The following is a 16318-nucleotide window of genomic DNA, read 5'->3' as shown; positions in this document are numbered from 1 at the left end:
ACAGGGAGATGAGCTAAAAATGAAAGAGTATTTTTTGTATGTTAGAAACATAAAAACTGTAATTATAATGGCTTTAATTGTTGCTGTCGTGTCTGGCATTTTCTCTATCTTCTTAAATCAAAAATTTGCCCGGTTAATATTAGCATATTGTCTTTTCCTTTTCATTTTAGCTGTATTGACTATAAATAAAGGTATATACTATTACAACGATCCTATTATGGTTGGTATAGCTACAAATATCTATAACCTAAACTTCTTATATGTAGCCCCTATAAAAAGAATCCACATTGCTGTCTGGGACTTTTTATTTGATTTAACAATAATTCTATTGAATGTTTTCGGTTTTAATATTGGTCTATTGTCAACCAAACTATTTTTCTCCTCAGAATATTCATACAGCATTATTCCTCTTTCTATTTTTCTATTTGCAACAACGCTTTTTATCTTTTCTCTATTTTGTCTTATGACAGCTATGGTCTTCTTTATAAAAAACAGAACAATTTTTGCACTTGCTTTAACAATGGTTGCTACCGTTGAGTTATTACCTGCTATAATGTTTCCTCTTTACATATTATCAACTTCCAATAAAAGAGTTGCAACATTTATTATATATTTGTATACTGATTTTAAAAGCTCAATTATCATTTTACTCTTTTCAATAGTATTGTTTGCAGTTTCATTCCTTGTAAATGTGATATACCTCTATCGGCGGGAAGTGTAAAAAAATATAAATTATCTCCAGTCGTTGATCAAAATAATCAAAACCACAGGAGGATGTAAAAATGGTAGAGTTAATTGAACTTACCAAAGACTTTGGCAAGGTCAGGGCGGTTGACAGGCTATCTTTTACCATTAACAAAGGCGAAATTTTCGGGCTCCTTGGTGAAAACGGCGCTGGCAAGACAACAACTTTAAGGATGCTTGCCACAATGCTAAAACCGACATCTGGCACAGCTATTATCTCAGGGCTTGACATCACAAAAGAACCAGAAAAGGTAAGAAGAAAGATAGGAATTCTTTTTGGAAGTGAAAGCGGACTTTATGCAAGGCTTACAGCTCGGGAAAACATTGAATATTTTGGGCTTTTGCATGATATGGACAAAAATGATCTAAAAAAGAGAATTAATGAACTTGCAGAAAAGTTTGGAATGCAGGACTATATTGACAAGCCTGCTGGAACATTTTCAAAAGGTATGAAGCAAAAGGTGTGTTTTGTTCGATCTGTGATACACAATCCGGAAGTGATGCTCTTTGATGAGCCTACAAACTCTTTGGATGTGTCAAGCGCAAAAGAAGTACATGACTTTATAAGGCTTTGTAAACAGGAAGGAAGAACAATCATATTTTCAAGCCATTCAATGAGTGAGGTTGAAAAGCTGTGTGACAGGGTTGTGATTATTCACAAAGGAAAGCTTGTGGCACTTGGATCAATTGATGAGATAAAGCAAAGGTTCTCTGGTCACAGCTTTGAAGATGTATTCTTAAGACTGGTAGGTGAGGAAAGATGAATGTGAATTTAAAGCATGTGTGGATTGTATTTAAAAAAGAATTAAAAGATGCTTTCAGAGATAAAAAAGCACTACTTGTTAACATAATATTGCCTATGTTATTTATTCCTATAATCTTTGTAATAGCATCAGTTGCAACAAAGTCTGCTGTTGAAGTAAAACCTGAAAAAACACCTATCTGCATTATAGGAAAAGAAAACTCAAAAACAATAACATCTATAATTGAGAAATCAGAGTTTAAAATTGTTAGTTCATCAAATCCAAAGAAAGATTTACAGGATGGCAAAATTAAGGCTATTCTTATAATCCCGAAAGATTTTGAAATTATGATTTCTCAGGAAAAACAAACAAACTTACAAATCTTGACAAATGAAACTGATTTGAAATCTTCTAATGTTGGAAATATCCTGAGTAACTTAATAAATGAATTTTCAAAACAAGTTGTAAAGCAAAGGCTTGTTCAAAAAAAATTAGATCCTTCCATAATCGAACCAATTGTTGTAAAGAAAGAAAATGTTGCACCACCCAAGAAGCAGTCTGCAACAATTTTAGCATTTTTAATTCCTATGTTTTTAGCTCTCTGGGCTGCACTTGGCGGATTAAACATTGCAATTGACATTACAGCAGGTGAAAAGGAAAGAGGGACGCTCGAGCCTCTTTTGACAACAGCTGCAACAAGGTCATCAATTGTCACTGGCAAATATCTGGCGGTAAGTATAATGTCGCTTTTGGCTGGACTTTCTTCTTTGACAGGTATTATTTTATCATTTGTTCTTTTACCAAATGCACTTGGTGCAACCTATAAAAACTCTCCTTTTTCAGATTATTCAGTTTCGCCTGCAACAGTGTTGATAATGCTTTTGGTAGTATTTCTTACAGCAATCATCTTTGCTGCAATTGAAGTTGCCATAGCTTCATATGCAAGATCGTTCAAGGAAGGGCAAAGTTATCTTTCGCCTATTAGCTTAATTGTTGTAATTCCTCCATATCTTACAATGTACAAAATGCCAAATGAACTTACCGATATATACTTTGTTCTACCGCTTGTAAATGCAATCTCTATTTTAAAAGAACTAATTTATGACATTGTCAATTTACAACATTTGGGGCTTTTCATAATTTCATCGCTTGTTTATATTATAATTTCAATTAAATTTGCTGCCAGCATGTTTGAAAATGAAAAAGTATTGTTCAGAAATTAAACTGTGAAAAAGGGCTTGTACAAATGGCTAAAGTACAAGCCCTTTTCCAGTTTGGCAAGTGTAAGATTAAAAGGCTTTATAAATTATTAAATACAATCCTCATTTAATATTTGTTAACACGTGATCAATGTAGATTTTCAAACTCTAAACACCTGCATTGCTTGATACAGGTCTTGGGCTAAAATATTTAGTCTTTCAATCATGGCTTTTAGTTCTTCAATTGCAGCTAATTGCTCTTCAGTCGACGCTGAAACCTCTTGTGTTGATGCTGCAGTCTCTTGAGATATAGCTGAAATATTTTCTATACTTTCAATTATTGCTGTTTTCTCATTGTCTATTGATAAGATTAACTTATTTATATCTTCTATTTTTTCGAATAATTCTTCAACTGCAGACTTTATTTTACCAAACGCACCTGTGACAGTCTCAACAGCTGTGTTTTGATTATTTATAACAAATTCTACTTTGCCAGCTATCTCCTGTGCTTCTTTTGTTTGATTTATTATTTTCTTTATTATTTCATCAACCTCGCGTGTTGATTCTTTTGACATATCAGCAAGTTTGCGAATTTCGCTTGCAACAACTGCAAAGCCTCTTCCTGCCTCACCTGCTTTTGCTGCCTCTATTGATGCATTAAGTGCAAGCAGTTTTGTCTGCTCAGATATGCTACCAAGAAGATTAATTATTTTCCCAATTGATTTTGAATACTCAGCCAGCTGATTTATTGTTCTTATCATTGAATCTGTAATATTTACAGTGTCAACAGTTGCTTTATCCAAACTTTTTACAGCTTCAAAACCATTTTCTGATAAATTAAATACTTCTTTTGAAAGTTTATTTACCTGGTCTATAGAAAAAACAATAGATTCTATTCTCTGACCAAACTGTGATACTATTTCAGAAACATTTGTAGCTTCTTTTGCCTGATTTCCTGCACCTTCAGCAATCTCTTGAATTGCTCGTGCTATTTCGTTTGAAGCAGCTGACGTTTCAGTTGCAATTGTTGTAAGAGATGCTATTGAGGATGTTACCTGCTGTGTCAAATTTTTACCCTTTTCTACAAGCTTTTTTATGTTGCTGGTCATATTGTTAAAGCTTCTTGAAAGACTCCCTATCTCATCACTGCGCCTTATATTAATTGTATTTGTTAAGTCGCCTTTTTCTGCTATCGCCATAACATCAGTTATTTTTTCAATATCCTTTACTATTTTCAAGGCAAATAGTATACCAAACACAATGGCAATTAATGTAAAAATAGCTGTAAGTAATATAATTACGTTTTCCATACTGCGTGCACTTTTTACTATTGCACTGACAGGTATCATACCCACTACAGTCCAGTCAAAATACTGAGTCTTTGAAAAAGTTATAAGGTATGGTTTTTGCTGATAAACCATTTCAAAAGCTCCTTCTTTTTTACCAGCTTTAACCTGAGATAAAATCTTTTGTACAAATCCTTCATTTGGTTTTACACTTATATTCATTTTGTCTTCCCAATCCAATGGAAGAACTATTTTCCCATTAGGTAAAAGACCAATTGTCATTACGCCTTGTTTTGAAAGTTCTGTAGATTGAAGCTTTTCTCTTAGCCATTCTTCCTTTATATCCAAAAGCATTACGCCTTTTATCTGGTTAGTTTTCAAATCCCTAAATTGAAATCCAATTGAACATGCATAAGCAGGAATCTGACTGTTGCCATTTTCAGCAACCTCATCAAAGTTTTCTCTATGAGAATCTATCAAAACATATCCTGCCGAATCCATAATCGTTTTGTACCATTTTGAATTCGCTACTTTATTGATATCAAGGTAATCAAACGGTATAGATGGAAACATCAGTGAAGTTTGTCTATTTGTTAATATGTAGGCACCAGAGAACATTTCAGATGTAACCACAAGATTTGCAATAATATTTTTGGCATCCTGGGCTATTTTTGCCTTTTCATTTTCGTCCTTTAGATTTTGGCTTTCTCCTGTGCAAAAAGATTGTATGCTGTCATTTGACATTAATTGAATTGCAGCATTTTTAGCTGTTTCAAATAAGACTTGAAAATACTGTGCTGTTGAGTTTGTCGCAATCAAATACGACTTTTTGCTTTCGCTTATCACCGAATTTACTGCTTTCGACACAGAAAAAATATCAATAATTGTTATTGGAATCAGCAATAAAACTAATACAAAAACACTTAGTTTCTGAGCAAGGCTACCTTTTTTGAATATCTTATATAAAGAATTTGCCCTAAGTCTTGCCCATGATTTCATAAATAGCCACCTTTCATAAATATATTTTTAGATTATAAACCCAAATTCTTTTGTCACCCAAAAGTTTAAAAGGCCATAGCTTTTAAATACCTTAAAATATTTCTCTTAAGTAACATAAAAATACTCCTTTTAAGCTATGGCCCTCTAAAAAACTAATATTTTATGCTTTCTTTCTTGACATAATATCAAGCCATACAGCAAATACTAACACCAAGCCTTTTACAATCAGCTGATATGAATATTCCAAGTTCAAAAGGCTCATACCGTTGTCTATGCTTGCCATAATAAGTGCACCTATGATAGCACCCGGAACTGTTCCTTCACCGCCAAGTGTGCTTGTTCCACCGAGGATTGCTGCAGCAATTGCATCAAGCTCCATATTTGTTCCAGCACCAGATGTTGCAGCGTCAAGCCTTGATGTTAAAACAATTCCAGCCAGTGCTGATAAAAATCCCATGAGAATGAAAATCTTCATTGTCACATTTCTAATGTTTATACCCGAAAGACTTGCTGCTTCTTTGTTCCCACCTATTGCATACACATATTTTCCAAATGTTGTGTTTTGAGAGACAAATGTTAGCAGGATTGTAAACACAACAAGTATCAGAACAGGAATAGAAATTCCCTCATAGCTTATCATAACGCCCGTAAATGCAACAATAAGAGCAATTACAACTGTAGCTTTTGCAATCTCTAAGCCCATTGGCAAAACTTCTAAGTTGTATTTTTTCCTTCTATTTCTCTGGCTAATTGTTAAAAGAAGATACCCAACAATTAAGACAGCCCCAAATGCAATGCTCAAAGCTTTATTCAAATATCCTTGCCCGATAAACCTAAAACTATCTTTAAAAGGTGATATTGTAATACCCTTGCTTGCTAAAAGCACACCGCCTCTGAACACAAGCATGCCTGCCAGTGTAACAATGAATGCTGGAACGCCCCTGTATGCAACCCAGTATCCTTGCCATATACCAATTATAATACCAACTATCAAAACTGCAATAACTGTAGCAGGAGTTGACCACCCATTCCAAACCTGCAAAACACCAGCAATAGCACCAGTAAATCCGACAACAGAACCAACCGAAAGGTCAATGTGCCCTGCAACAATTACAAATACCATACCAATTGCAACAAGAGCTGTGATTGCCATCTGTCTTGCAAGCATTGAAAGATTTCTTGGTGTTAGAAAATTCCCATCAGTAAGTACTGTAAATATTGTCCATATAAGGAGAATTGCGATTATGAGAGTGTAAGTTCGCAAGTTTTTTTTCAAATTCATAACCTATCTTCCTCCTGTTGCTAAAGTCATAATCTTTTCTTGAGTTGCATCTTCGGCCATGAGCTCACCTGCAATTTTGCCCTTTTGCATAACAAGTATTCTATCTGACATACCCAAAATCTCAGGAAGTTCTGATGAAATCATAACAATTCCTACACCCTGGTCAACAAACTGGTTCATAAGGTTATAAATTTCATACTTTGCACCAACGTCAATACCTCTTGTAGGCTCATCAAGAATTAATATTTTTGGATTTGCTAAAAGCCATTTAGCAATAATAACCTTTTGCTGGTTACCACCGCTTAAATTCATAACCTGCTGGAAAGGTGAAGCTATTTTAATTCTGAGCTTGCCAACATAATCCAAAGCTGTGCTGAGTGACTTTGGAATATTTATTATCCCACCGTTTGCAAACTTCTGGTAGTTCGGAAGCAATATGTTGTCTTTTATATCCATCATGAGCACAAGCCCATATCGTTTTCTGTCTTCTGAAAGATAACATATCCCGTGTTCTATTGCCTCTCTGGGGTTATTTATACTTATTTTCTTCCCTTCAAGCCAAATTTCTCCTTCTTTTCTTCCTGGATATGCTCCAAATATGCTCATAAAAAGTTCTGTTCTGCCAGCCCCCATAAGTCCTGATATACCCAAAATTTCTCCCTCTTTTATCTCAAAGCTTACATTATCTATTATTTTCTTTTCTGGATTATCTTTGTCATAAACAGAAAAGTTTCTAACTTCCATAATTGTTCTTTTTGCTTTGTGTGGCACTTTTGGATACCTTTGAGTAAGTTCTCGCCCAACCATTCTTTTTATTATCTCATCTTCAGTGAGATTTGATATTGGGTCTGTTGAAATTGTTTTACCATCTCTTAAAACTGTTACTGTATCTGCTATCTCAAATATTTCTTCAAGTCTGTGAGAGATATATATGCAGGTAACCCCGTGGTTTTTGAGGTCTTTTAAAATTCTGAAAAGCTGCCTTGTTTCACTCTCTGTTAATGCTGCTGTTGGCTCATCAAGAATTAAAATCTTGCTATCTTTTGAAATAGCCTTTGCAATCTCAACCATCTGCTGTTGGCCTATTCCTAAATTTTCAACTTTTTCATAAACATCTATCTCAATGTTTAGCTTTTCAAAAAGTTTTTTAGAATCAGCATAGACCTTATTCCAGTTTATAATCCCGTTTACAACTGGCTCTCTGCCAAGAAAGATATTCTCACCTACAGTCATGCCTTTAACAAGGGTCAGCTCCTGGTAAATTATTGCAACACCTGCATGTTCGCTGTCTTTAATATTTCTAAAATGCTGTTTCTTGCCCTCAATAAAAATATCACCGCTGTATGTGCCATACGGATACACACCACTTAAAATCTTCATCAAAGTGGATTTTCCTGCACCATTTTCACCAACAAGAGCGTGGATTTCACCTTTTTTGACCCTAAAAGTTACATCATCAAGTGCTTTGACACCTGGAAATTCTTTTGTTATGTGCACCATCTCAAGAATATATTCGCTCATCTTAAAATACCACCTTCACCCCTTCAAAATTAAATTCTGAGAAGGGGCAAAAGCCCACCCCTTCCCAGAAAATCAGCCAAGCTTTATAGCTGAAATCTCAAATTACTTCTTTCCATAAACCTGTTCTTTTGTAAACCAACCGCTCTGAATCAATACCTTGTCGATGTTAGACTTATCAACAGCAACAGGTGTCAAAAGTATTGATGGAACATTGAGTTTTCCGTTGTAAACCTTGCCATTTACATCTTTGAGCTGAGAAACCTTCTTGCCTTTTGCAAGCTCAACTGCAACCTCAGCAGCTTTTTTAGCTAAAAGTCTCACATCTTTGAACACTGTCATTGTCTGTGTACCCTCAACAATTCTCTTAACAGCTGCAAGATCAGCATCCTGACCTGTTACAACAACCTTGCCAGCAAGCCCCTGTGCTTTGAGAGCCTGAATGATTCCGCCAGCTGTTCCATCGTTTGGTGCCAAGATTCCTTGAACGTTGTTCTTTGCTGCAGTAAGAGCATTTTCACAAAGTCTCAAAGCCTCTTCTGGTTTCCAATCTTTTACTGGCTGGTCAAAGAGAACTTTAACTTTTCCGCTCTTTACAAGTGGCTGGATATACTTCATAGCACCTTGATAGAAGAGTGTTGCGTTGTTGTCTGTTGGAGCGCCTCTGAATACAAAGTAGTTGCCCTTTGGAACCTTTGATGTTAAGTATTTACCCTGAAGTTCACCAACTTTTATATTGTCAAATGAGATGTAAAGATCAACATTTGCGTTTTTAATTAATCTGTCGTATGAAATTACTGGTATTTTTGCCTTGTGAGCTTCTTCAATTATGGATGTGAAAACTTCTGCATTGTTTGGAACTATAACAAGAACATCTACACCCTGGCTAATTAAATTCTCACACTGTTCTTTTTGCTTTACATCGTCCATATTAGCAGCCTGAACTAAAACTTTTGCACCAAGCTTTTGAGCTGCTTTTACAAATTCATCTCTGTCTTTGTGCCATCTTTCCTCCTGCAAAGTAGCTAAGGACAACCCAATCTTGATTTGCTTTTTAGAAGATTTTGCACTTGCATACTTTGGAACAACTGCATAGCCAATACCAACTATGAAGGCAACCGCAACAAAAATGGCAACAATTCTTAATAGTGATTTTTTCATTACAATTAAACCTCCTTATCAAATTTTTTTGTTTGATTTGCAATATCATTTTAACAATAAACATTTTCAAATACACTATTATTTTTTGACGTGTTGGTGGAATTATTAAATTTTCATTACAAGACGAATAGCACTTTTTTGAAATCAAAAAATTACTATAGGGTGCTGTGTGTCAAAAATGCTATAATGGTTGTTGAGGGAGGAAAAAGCAAAGATGCGAAAAAGAATGCAAAATTTGAGCTTTAGATTGATAGCTTTTTTCAGCGCAATTATCTTTGTAGCCATTGCATTGTATGATATTTATAATATAAGATTTATAAATGTAACAGATAAAAAAACAAACTTTAGAAATTCAGTAAGAATAATGATGATATTGCCTCAAAATCAGACATACTGGAACTGGTTTTTGGAAAAATATAAAGATATCTCAGAAAAGCAGGGAATTATAAGTGATATTGTATTTTATAACACCTCTGAAGAAGCATATAAATATTTGAAATTGGCAACTGTGACAAAACCAGATGCAATTGTTATGTGCAATATATATAATTCAAAAGAAATTGCTCAAATGTTGCCAATTATTAAAAGCAATAATATTTTTATTGTATCCCTATTTAATGATATGCTCTTTAGATACGAAGATGTTTTTGTAGGAATTGATTATTATTATAAAGGCAAGATAGCTGGAAAGATTATATATAAAGTTTTAAATGAAAAAAACAGTATACCTAAAGACTTAAGAATTGCAATTATCAATCCTTTTTATACAACAATTGGCGGAACGCTTGAGGTAAAAGGGCTTACTGACTTTTTAAAATCCAAAGGTATAAAAGAAATTAGTATAAAAAACTTTAATTTTGAATACCCTGCATTCCCATCTGAGGAGGTTGCAAGACAGCTCATTTTAGAAGACAAACAGAAATTCAATGTAATTTATATTGGAAGTGAAACAGACACACTTACAATTGCTCAAAATATTATAACCTTTAATAAGCTTGACAAATTCATTGTAATTGGTGCTGGTACAAATGAAAAACTTCAAAAATATGTTAAAGAAAAGATAATCAATGGAATTATAAATGACAAAGGAGATTTGATTGCCCAAAAGCTTTGTGAGGCAATACTTAGCTGGAAAAAGTTTGGTCATGCATCTTCTCATATCTCAACAAATTTTAACGTTATCGAATAAAGGTGATTAAAAATGAAGTTTTTTTCTGTGCAGAGCAAGCTTCTTACATTTTTCTTTATAATAATCTTGTCATTGCTTGCAATCGACATTTTAATCCAGTACAACAATAGTTACATTGTAAGTCTGGTAAACGAAACATTTGAAACAATAAATACAATCAATACAACCAAAGAAGAAATATCTTTGCTAAATTCTAATCTTCAAAGATATTTAATCTCTGGAGACTCTGATTCTATGCTCTCTGTCTATGGTTCTCTTAACGCAATTGACGAAAAACTAACAGCTCTTGAAAACAAAATTACAACAAAAGAAGAATTTCTATACTATACAAACTTAATCACCATATTTGAACACCTTAGCAAGCTAACCGAACGACTTGTAATTTACAAGAAAGGAAATTTGCCACTTTCCAAAACTTATTCTGAATATCTTGATTTCTCAAAATTTTTAAATGATTATCTTGAAAAATTTAGCGAACAGAAGATAAAATTCACAATGCAGATTCATCATAGATCACAAAAACAGTTAAATGACATAAGAAGAATCAATACACTGGTAATACTTATATGGACATTATTTGCCTCATTACTGAGCATAGTTTTCAGCAATAGTTTTACAACACCAATTATTAATCTATCAAAGGTGGCAAACAAGATAGCACATGGTAACTTAGAAGCTCAGCTTCCACAATATTCTTCTAACGACGAAGTTGCAGTTTTGTACCAGTCTTTTTCTAACATGATTTTTAACATAAAAGATATGGTTAAAAAACTTGAAGAAAAAGCTGAAATTGAAAGAATGTATGCCCAACAAAAGATTGAAGCGATAAAATATAGGCAGGCATTGCAAGAAGCAGAGCTTAAAAACCTGCAAGCTCAGATAAACCCTCACTTTTTATTTAACACTTTAAACACAATTCTTCAGATAGCCATGTTTGAAAATGCAAAGCAGACATATGAAATTTTGCTCAGAACCTCAAGTTACTTAAGATACGTTGTTCACAATATAAACAGAACTGTAAGGTTAGAAGATGAAATAGAAAATGTCAATAATTACATGTATATATATCACATGAGATTTGGTAACAAGATAACTCTTGAAATTGATGTTGAAGATGAGACAAAACTTTTACTTATGCCTTGCATGATACTTCAGCCACTTGTTGAAAATGCTATTGTGCATGGATTCAAAGAAAAAGAAAGCGGACTTATCAAGATTGTAGCACGCAAAGTTGAAGAAAACGCAGAGATTGTTGTGTGGGACAACGGAAGGGGCATCGAAGAAGAGATACTTGAAGATTTGAAAAACTTTTCATTTGAAGATAATAAAACAACTGGGATAGGGCTTAACAACATCGCAAAACGTCTTTCGTATTTTTACGGTGTTGAAAGACCTTTATATATAGAATCAAATGTTGAAGGTGGAACAAAAGTCATAATAAAAGTACCATTTATAATAGATTACTCAAAGCTTCCAAAAAATGAGGTGAATACTTTATGACGTATAAAGTTTTAATTGCTGACGATGAAAAAATAGTTGTGGATTCTATTAAATTTATACTTGAAAATAATCTGAATACAGATTTTGAAATTTCTATATTTACATCAGGTAGAGAAGCACTTGAAAATTTGCTTTTTTATTCTTACCATATAGCTTTTATAGACATTAAAATGCCAGACTTAGATGGACTTGAACTTATAGAAGAGTACAGAAAAATGAAAAATTCAGAGTTTCCAATTTTTATTATTGTTTCTGCATACGACAGGTTTGAGTTTGCCAAAAAAGCAATAAAGGAAAAGGCATTTGCATATATCCTAAAACCGTATTCAATAGAAGATATAATCTCAACTATGCACTCTGCAATAGCTCAAGTAGATAGCATTTTGGCAAGGACAAAAGAGAACATAGAAAAAAATGCACAGCTGATTGTGATGAGAAACTTGCTTGAAAACAGTTTTATACCTACCTTAATATTCAAAAATGCATTCGATATTGTTGATGTAAATCAATATGAAAAAATCTTTGGAATAAATCTTAAAAGCGGGTTTTTAATGGTTTTGACACTCAAAGACAAAAGTGATTTGGTCTCAAGCTTCAAAGAACTTGACAATATCCGAAAAGACATAAAAATCTCTTTTGAACACAAAGCTTTAACATCAATTGGCATGGGTGAGTATCTTATTTGTTTTTTCCCGTCTCAATCACAGAAAGAAGCAGAGGTTTTGCAAGAAAAAATTCAAGAAATTCTAAAACAAAAACCTTACTGGAATAGTATCAAAATTGGATTTAGTGACCTTTATTACTTAGAAGAAGGATATGAAAATGCATTCTGGGAGGCATACTATTCAACCCTTGACTTGGAATTCCCAGAAGAAAACGAAGAAAACGAGCATCTCCTTCTATTGACAGAAAATTTAGAAGCAAAACTGATTCATTCTATCAACAACCCAACACAAATTCCAATGATAGAAAACTATATAACCCAGCTTTGCAAATTATACATTGAACTTTTTGGGGAAAATAACCTAAAATACAAAGTGATAAAACTTATTATAATGTTATTGCTTGAAACTGGAATAGCAACAAGCGATGAGTCTATTGATGTAGAAAAATTAATTCCGCAAATACTTAATTCTTCTTATGAACAGATTGTAGAAATATTTAAAAAAGCTGTGCTTACACTTTTTAGCAAGGCAAAAACCAAACATGAACAGATTATAAACAATGATTCGATTAACAAAGCAATAGAATTTATAAACCAAAACTACAGTGAGGAAATTACACTTTCACAGATAAGCTCAACTTTTAACTTTAACCCATATTATTTCAGTAAATTGTTTAAAAAATACACAGGTGTAAGTTTCAAGACATACCTTACAAAGCTTAGAATTCAAAAGGCTTGTCAGCTTCTGAAAAATACATCAAAGAGTATAAAGGAAATATCATTTGCTGTTGGTTTTTCTGACCCGAACTATTTTATCAAAGCTTTCAAAAAGTTCACTGGAATGACACCCTCTGCCTTTAGAAGCTCATCAGTAGATATAAATTCAATATAATTTTAGAAGAGGGATGATGGGATGAACCATATTTATAAAAGTAAAAAAATATCAAAAAGAAGTAGAGCTAAAATTTTTTGGGTTATTTTTTTGTTGATTTTTGTTGTAGTAGGCATTGTGATTTTAATTGCACATATTCCTGATATTTCTAAAAATGAACAGAAGGTTTTTAAACCATCAAAAGTGAGAATTGGCTTTGCAATGGGTACACTAAAGGAGGAAAGATGGTTCAAAGACAGGGACATATTGATTGCAAAAGCACATGAAAAAGGATATGAGGTTGAATGGGTCAACGCAAATGAGAACGATGTTGAACAAATAAATCAGGTGAAATATCTTTTGAGCAAAAATATAAATATTTTGATTATTGTTCCTAACAACTATGAAAAATGTAGCAGTGCAGTAAATCTTGCTAAAAAGAAAGGAATAAAAGTTATAAGTTATGACAGACTTGTGAAAAACAGTGACATAGATGTATATGTCTCTTTTAACAATTACAAAGTAGGGGAGCTTATGGCAAAATGGCTTTTGAAAAAAGTTCCCTATGGAAACTACGTCTTTCTACTTGGTGACCCAGGGGATTATAACGTTCAGATGATAAAGGAAGGCTATCACAAAGTATTAGATTCACTTATTCAGAAAAAACAAATCAATAGTCTTTTAGAAAAATACTGTTATAACTGGAGAAAGGAATATGCATATAATTATGTCAATAACCTTTTAGAAGAGGGAAAAAGAATTGATGCAGTTTTAGCTTCTAACGATTCACTTGCTGAGGGTGCGATTATGGCACTTTCGGAAAAGCGGCTTGCTGGCAGTGTACCTGTTACAGGCCAGGATGCAGACATCTCAGCATGTCAAAGGATTGTCAAGGGCACTCAGCTTATGACTGTCTATAAGCCCATCGATAAGCTTGTTGACCTCACGCTTGATATAGTTGACAGGCTAATAAAAGGCAAACTTCTAAAGCCTAATTACACTATTAATAATGGTTACAAAAACGTTCCAACTTTTTTTATTGACCCAATAGGTGTTGACAAAACCAATATTAATGATACTGTTATAAAAGACAATTTTCATACATGGGATGAGGTATATATAACAAAGTAGTGTGGTTTCTCATAAACTGGGGGAGAGGCATATGAATAATGTAAAAATTTATATTGGCACATCTGGTTTTTCATATTCTCACTGGAGAGGTATATTTTATCCTGAAAAATTGCCAACATCTAAAATGTTTGAGTTTTATGCAATGCATTTTAGAACAACAGAAATTAATTCAAGTTTTTATAGGCTTCCTCAAGAAAAAACTGTCCTGAACTGGTTGAACTTTTCACAGGCTGACTTTGTTTTTTCCTTAAAAGCTCCCAGAACTATAACCCATATAAAAAGGTTTCTGGATGTTGAAGATGAGTGGAAAAAGTTTGAAGACAGAGTAAAATTGCTGAAAGAAAAGCTTGGAGCAATCTTGTTACAGTTACCACCAAGCTTTAAAGCTGATGAGGAAAATGTCAAAAGATTATTGAATTTCTTGGATGGCAAAGAAAATTTTAGATTTGCAATTGAATTTAGGCATAAAAGTTGGTTTGTAGATGATATATATGACATCTTAAGAAGCAAAAACATAGCATTTGTAATTGCGGATTCGAGTCGCTATCCAAAAGAAAAAATTATAACTGCTAATTTTGCATATATTCGATTTCATGGTCCAAAAGAAATGTTCTCTTCAAGTTATTCAGAAGATCAGCTTAAAAACTTTGCAATGGATATAAAGGTATATTCTGAGATCTGTGAAAAAATTTATGTATATTTTAATAACGATTTTAATGGCTACGCAGTAGAAAATGCCAAAAATTTAGTAAAGATTTTGGAAAATGTTTTATAAATAAAAGGCCTCCTTGCAGAAAGCCTTTTATTTACCAGTACTCATGCCAGTATTGTAAAAATCTTACCAATGCCTCGAAAAAGAAATAATCACCCCATATTGTGTGTTCATCCACACCTTCATTTTTTGGTTTATTGTAAACGCCGTGCAAAAGCAAACCGTCTGAGTCCAGGTCTTGAGATGCTAAGTACTTTGTTGATAACGAAAATACTATATTTTTTGCTGCATTTTCATAATACTCTCTGTACTCATCACAAAGTGGTAAAAACTTTAACATCTCTAATATCCCACATGCACAAATTGCTGCTGCTGAGCTGTCTCTTGGCTGCTCACCTTCTGTAAAAACTAAATCCCAATAAGGCACACAGTCTTCTGGCAATCTGTTAAGAAAATAATTCAAAAGTTTTTTCGCTATATCAATGAAAATCCAATCCCGTGTGTACTTATAACTCAACACAAATCCATATATCCCCCAAGCCTGTCCTCTTGCCCAGCAAGAACTATCTGAATATCCTTGATGAGTTGATCCGTACAAAGGCTTACCTGTTTCAACATCAAAATAGAAAGTATGAAAAGTTGAAGCATCTTCTCTTACTATATTTTCAGCAGTCATTTGTGCGTGCATGCGAGCTATATCAAAAAACTTTTTATCCCCTGTTTGCGTGCTTGCCCAATACAAAAGCGGAAGGTTCATTAAACAATCTATTATTATCCTACCTTTTTGGACAGGGTCATCCATTGCACCCCACGCCTGAATTATACCAGGTTTTTCCCAGTACCTTGTACAAAGCTGTTTTGCCGCTTCTATAGCAACTTCTTTTGCTCTTTCATCTCCTGTAACTTTGTAGCATGCAACACAAGAAAGAGTATATAAAAATCCAAGGTCGTGGGTATCTATGTGGATCCTACTTTTGAGTCTTTTTTCAAAGCTATCTAAATGCCTTTTTGCCAAGTCCTTGTATTTCTCCTCACCTGTGACTTCATATGCAAGCCAAAGCATACCAGTGTAAAATGATGAGGTCCAGTAGATATTACCTACAACGTCGTATTTGAGAGCTTTGCTTGCAGGTGATGGAAACTTATCACCAAACTTTTCTATCATCCTATCAAGTTTTGAAAGCACCAGTTTAAGAACTTCTCCTACAAAGGCTTTGCTCACCAAAGGTGAGTTGCTAAATTTAAATCTATCTTTTATACCTTCATCTTTGATTTTAAGCATTTTTGTTCCTCCATTCATTTATAGTGGAATCTCCTAA

Annotated in this window: 13 protein-coding genes; 8 read left to right on the top strand and 5 right to left on the bottom strand. The window is 33.7% G+C overall.

All coding sequences use genetic code 11. The features are described from left to right. Window positions 1–19: 19 nt before the first annotated feature. The 3 genes from CALKRO_RS00665 to CALKRO_RS00655 all read left to right on the top strand — a co-directional run bounded on the left by CALKRO_RS00665 (window position 20) and on the right by CALKRO_RS00655 (window position 2710). The gene (locus tag CALKRO_RS00665) at window positions 20–721 is read left to right on the top strand and encodes a hypothetical protein (RefSeq protein ID WP_013429207.1); all 702 of its coding nucleotides are present in this window, start codon (window positions 20–22) and stop codon (window positions 719–721) included. 61 nt (window positions 722–782) lie between these two features. Continuing rightward, window positions 783–1508 carry an ABC transporter ATP-binding protein gene (locus CALKRO_RS00660; RefSeq protein WP_013429206.1) on the top strand — a complete coding sequence of 242 codons (726 nt, stop codon included), beginning with the start codon at window positions 783–785 and terminating at the stop codon, window positions 1506–1508. After that, the gene (locus CALKRO_RS00655; protein WP_041741471.1) at window positions 1505–2710 is read left to right on the top strand and encodes an ABC transporter permease; all 1206 of its coding nucleotides are present in this window, start codon (window positions 1505–1507) and stop codon (window positions 2708–2710) included. The genes CALKRO_RS00660 and CALKRO_RS00655 overlap by 4 nt, the downstream gene beginning before the upstream one ends. A gap of 137 nt (window positions 2711–2847) precedes the next feature. On the opposite strand, the gene CALKRO_RS00650 is transcribed toward CALKRO_RS00655, so the two are convergent. The 4 genes from CALKRO_RS00650 to xylF form a co-directional block, all read right to left on the bottom strand. Continuing rightward, window positions 2848–4971, bottom strand: a complete 2124-nt coding sequence (locus CALKRO_RS00650) for a methyl-accepting chemotaxis protein (protein ID WP_013429204.1) — start codon at window positions 4969–4971, stop codon at window positions 2848–2850. A gap of 160 nt (window positions 4972–5131) precedes the next feature. Then, window positions 5132–6253, bottom strand: coding sequence for a sugar ABC transporter permease (locus CALKRO_RS00645; RefSeq protein WP_013429203.1), 1122 nt, complete (start codon window positions 6251–6253; stop codon window positions 5132–5134). 3 nt (window positions 6254–6256) lie between these two features. Then, window positions 6257–7774 carry a xylose ABC transporter ATP-binding protein gene (locus CALKRO_RS00640; RefSeq protein ID WP_013429202.1) on the bottom strand — a complete coding sequence of 506 codons (1518 nt, stop codon included), beginning with the start codon at window positions 7772–7774 and terminating at the stop codon, window positions 6257–6259. 102 nt (window positions 7775–7876) lie between these two features. After that, window positions 7877–8932 carry a D-xylose ABC transporter substrate-binding protein gene (xylF, locus tag CALKRO_RS00635; RefSeq protein ID WP_013429201.1) on the bottom strand — a complete coding sequence of 352 codons (1056 nt, stop codon included), beginning with the start codon at window positions 8930–8932 and terminating at the stop codon, window positions 7877–7879. A 214-nt stretch (window positions 8933–9146) separates the two neighbouring features. Here xylF and CALKRO_RS00630 point away from each other — a divergent pair, with 214 nt between their 5' ends. From CALKRO_RS00630 to CALKRO_RS00610, 5 genes are read left to right on the top strand one after another with little or no spacing between them, the layout of a single operon-like run. Beyond that, window positions 9147–10121 carry a sugar ABC transporter substrate-binding protein gene (locus CALKRO_RS00630; protein WP_013429200.1) on the top strand — a complete coding sequence of 325 codons (975 nt, stop codon included), beginning with the start codon at window positions 9147–9149 and terminating at the stop codon, window positions 10119–10121. Between the two features lie 12 nt (window positions 10122–10133). Further along, window positions 10134–11621, top strand: a complete 1488-nt coding sequence (locus CALKRO_RS00625; RefSeq protein ID WP_013429199.1) for a sensor histidine kinase — start codon at window positions 10134–10136, stop codon at window positions 11619–11621. After that, the gene (locus CALKRO_RS00620; RefSeq protein ID WP_013429198.1) at window positions 11618–13177 is read left to right on the top strand and encodes a response regulator transcription factor; all 1560 of its coding nucleotides are present in this window, start codon (window positions 11618–11620) and stop codon (window positions 13175–13177) included. The genes CALKRO_RS00625 and CALKRO_RS00620 overlap by 4 nt, the downstream gene beginning before the upstream one ends. 21 nt (window positions 13178–13198) lie before the next feature. Beyond that, on the top strand, window positions 13199–14287 hold the full coding sequence (locus CALKRO_RS00615; RefSeq protein WP_013429197.1) for a sugar ABC transporter substrate-binding protein: 1089 nt from the start codon (window positions 13199–13201) through the stop codon (window positions 14285–14287). 31 nt (window positions 14288–14318) lie between these two features. Further along, the gene (locus CALKRO_RS00610; RefSeq protein ID WP_013429196.1) at window positions 14319–15062 is read left to right on the top strand and encodes a DUF72 domain-containing protein; all 744 of its coding nucleotides are present in this window, start codon (window positions 14319–14321) and stop codon (window positions 15060–15062) included. 31 nt (window positions 15063–15093) lie between these two features. Here CALKRO_RS00610 and CALKRO_RS00605 read toward each other — a convergent pair whose 3' ends face one another. Continuing rightward, window positions 15094–16281, bottom strand: a complete 1188-nt coding sequence (locus tag CALKRO_RS00605; protein WP_041741840.1) for a glycoside hydrolase family 88 protein — start codon at window positions 16279–16281, stop codon at window positions 15094–15096. Window positions 16282–16318: the final 37 nt, after the last annotated feature.

This window comes from Caldicellulosiruptor kronotskyensis 2002 (genome assembly GCF_000166775.1).
Classification (GTDB): Bacteria; Bacillota; Thermoanaerobacteria; order Caldicellulosiruptorales; family Caldicellulosiruptoraceae; genus Caldicellulosiruptor; species Caldicellulosiruptor kronotskyensis.
This window is presented reverse-complemented; position numbering and strand designations above follow the sequence as displayed.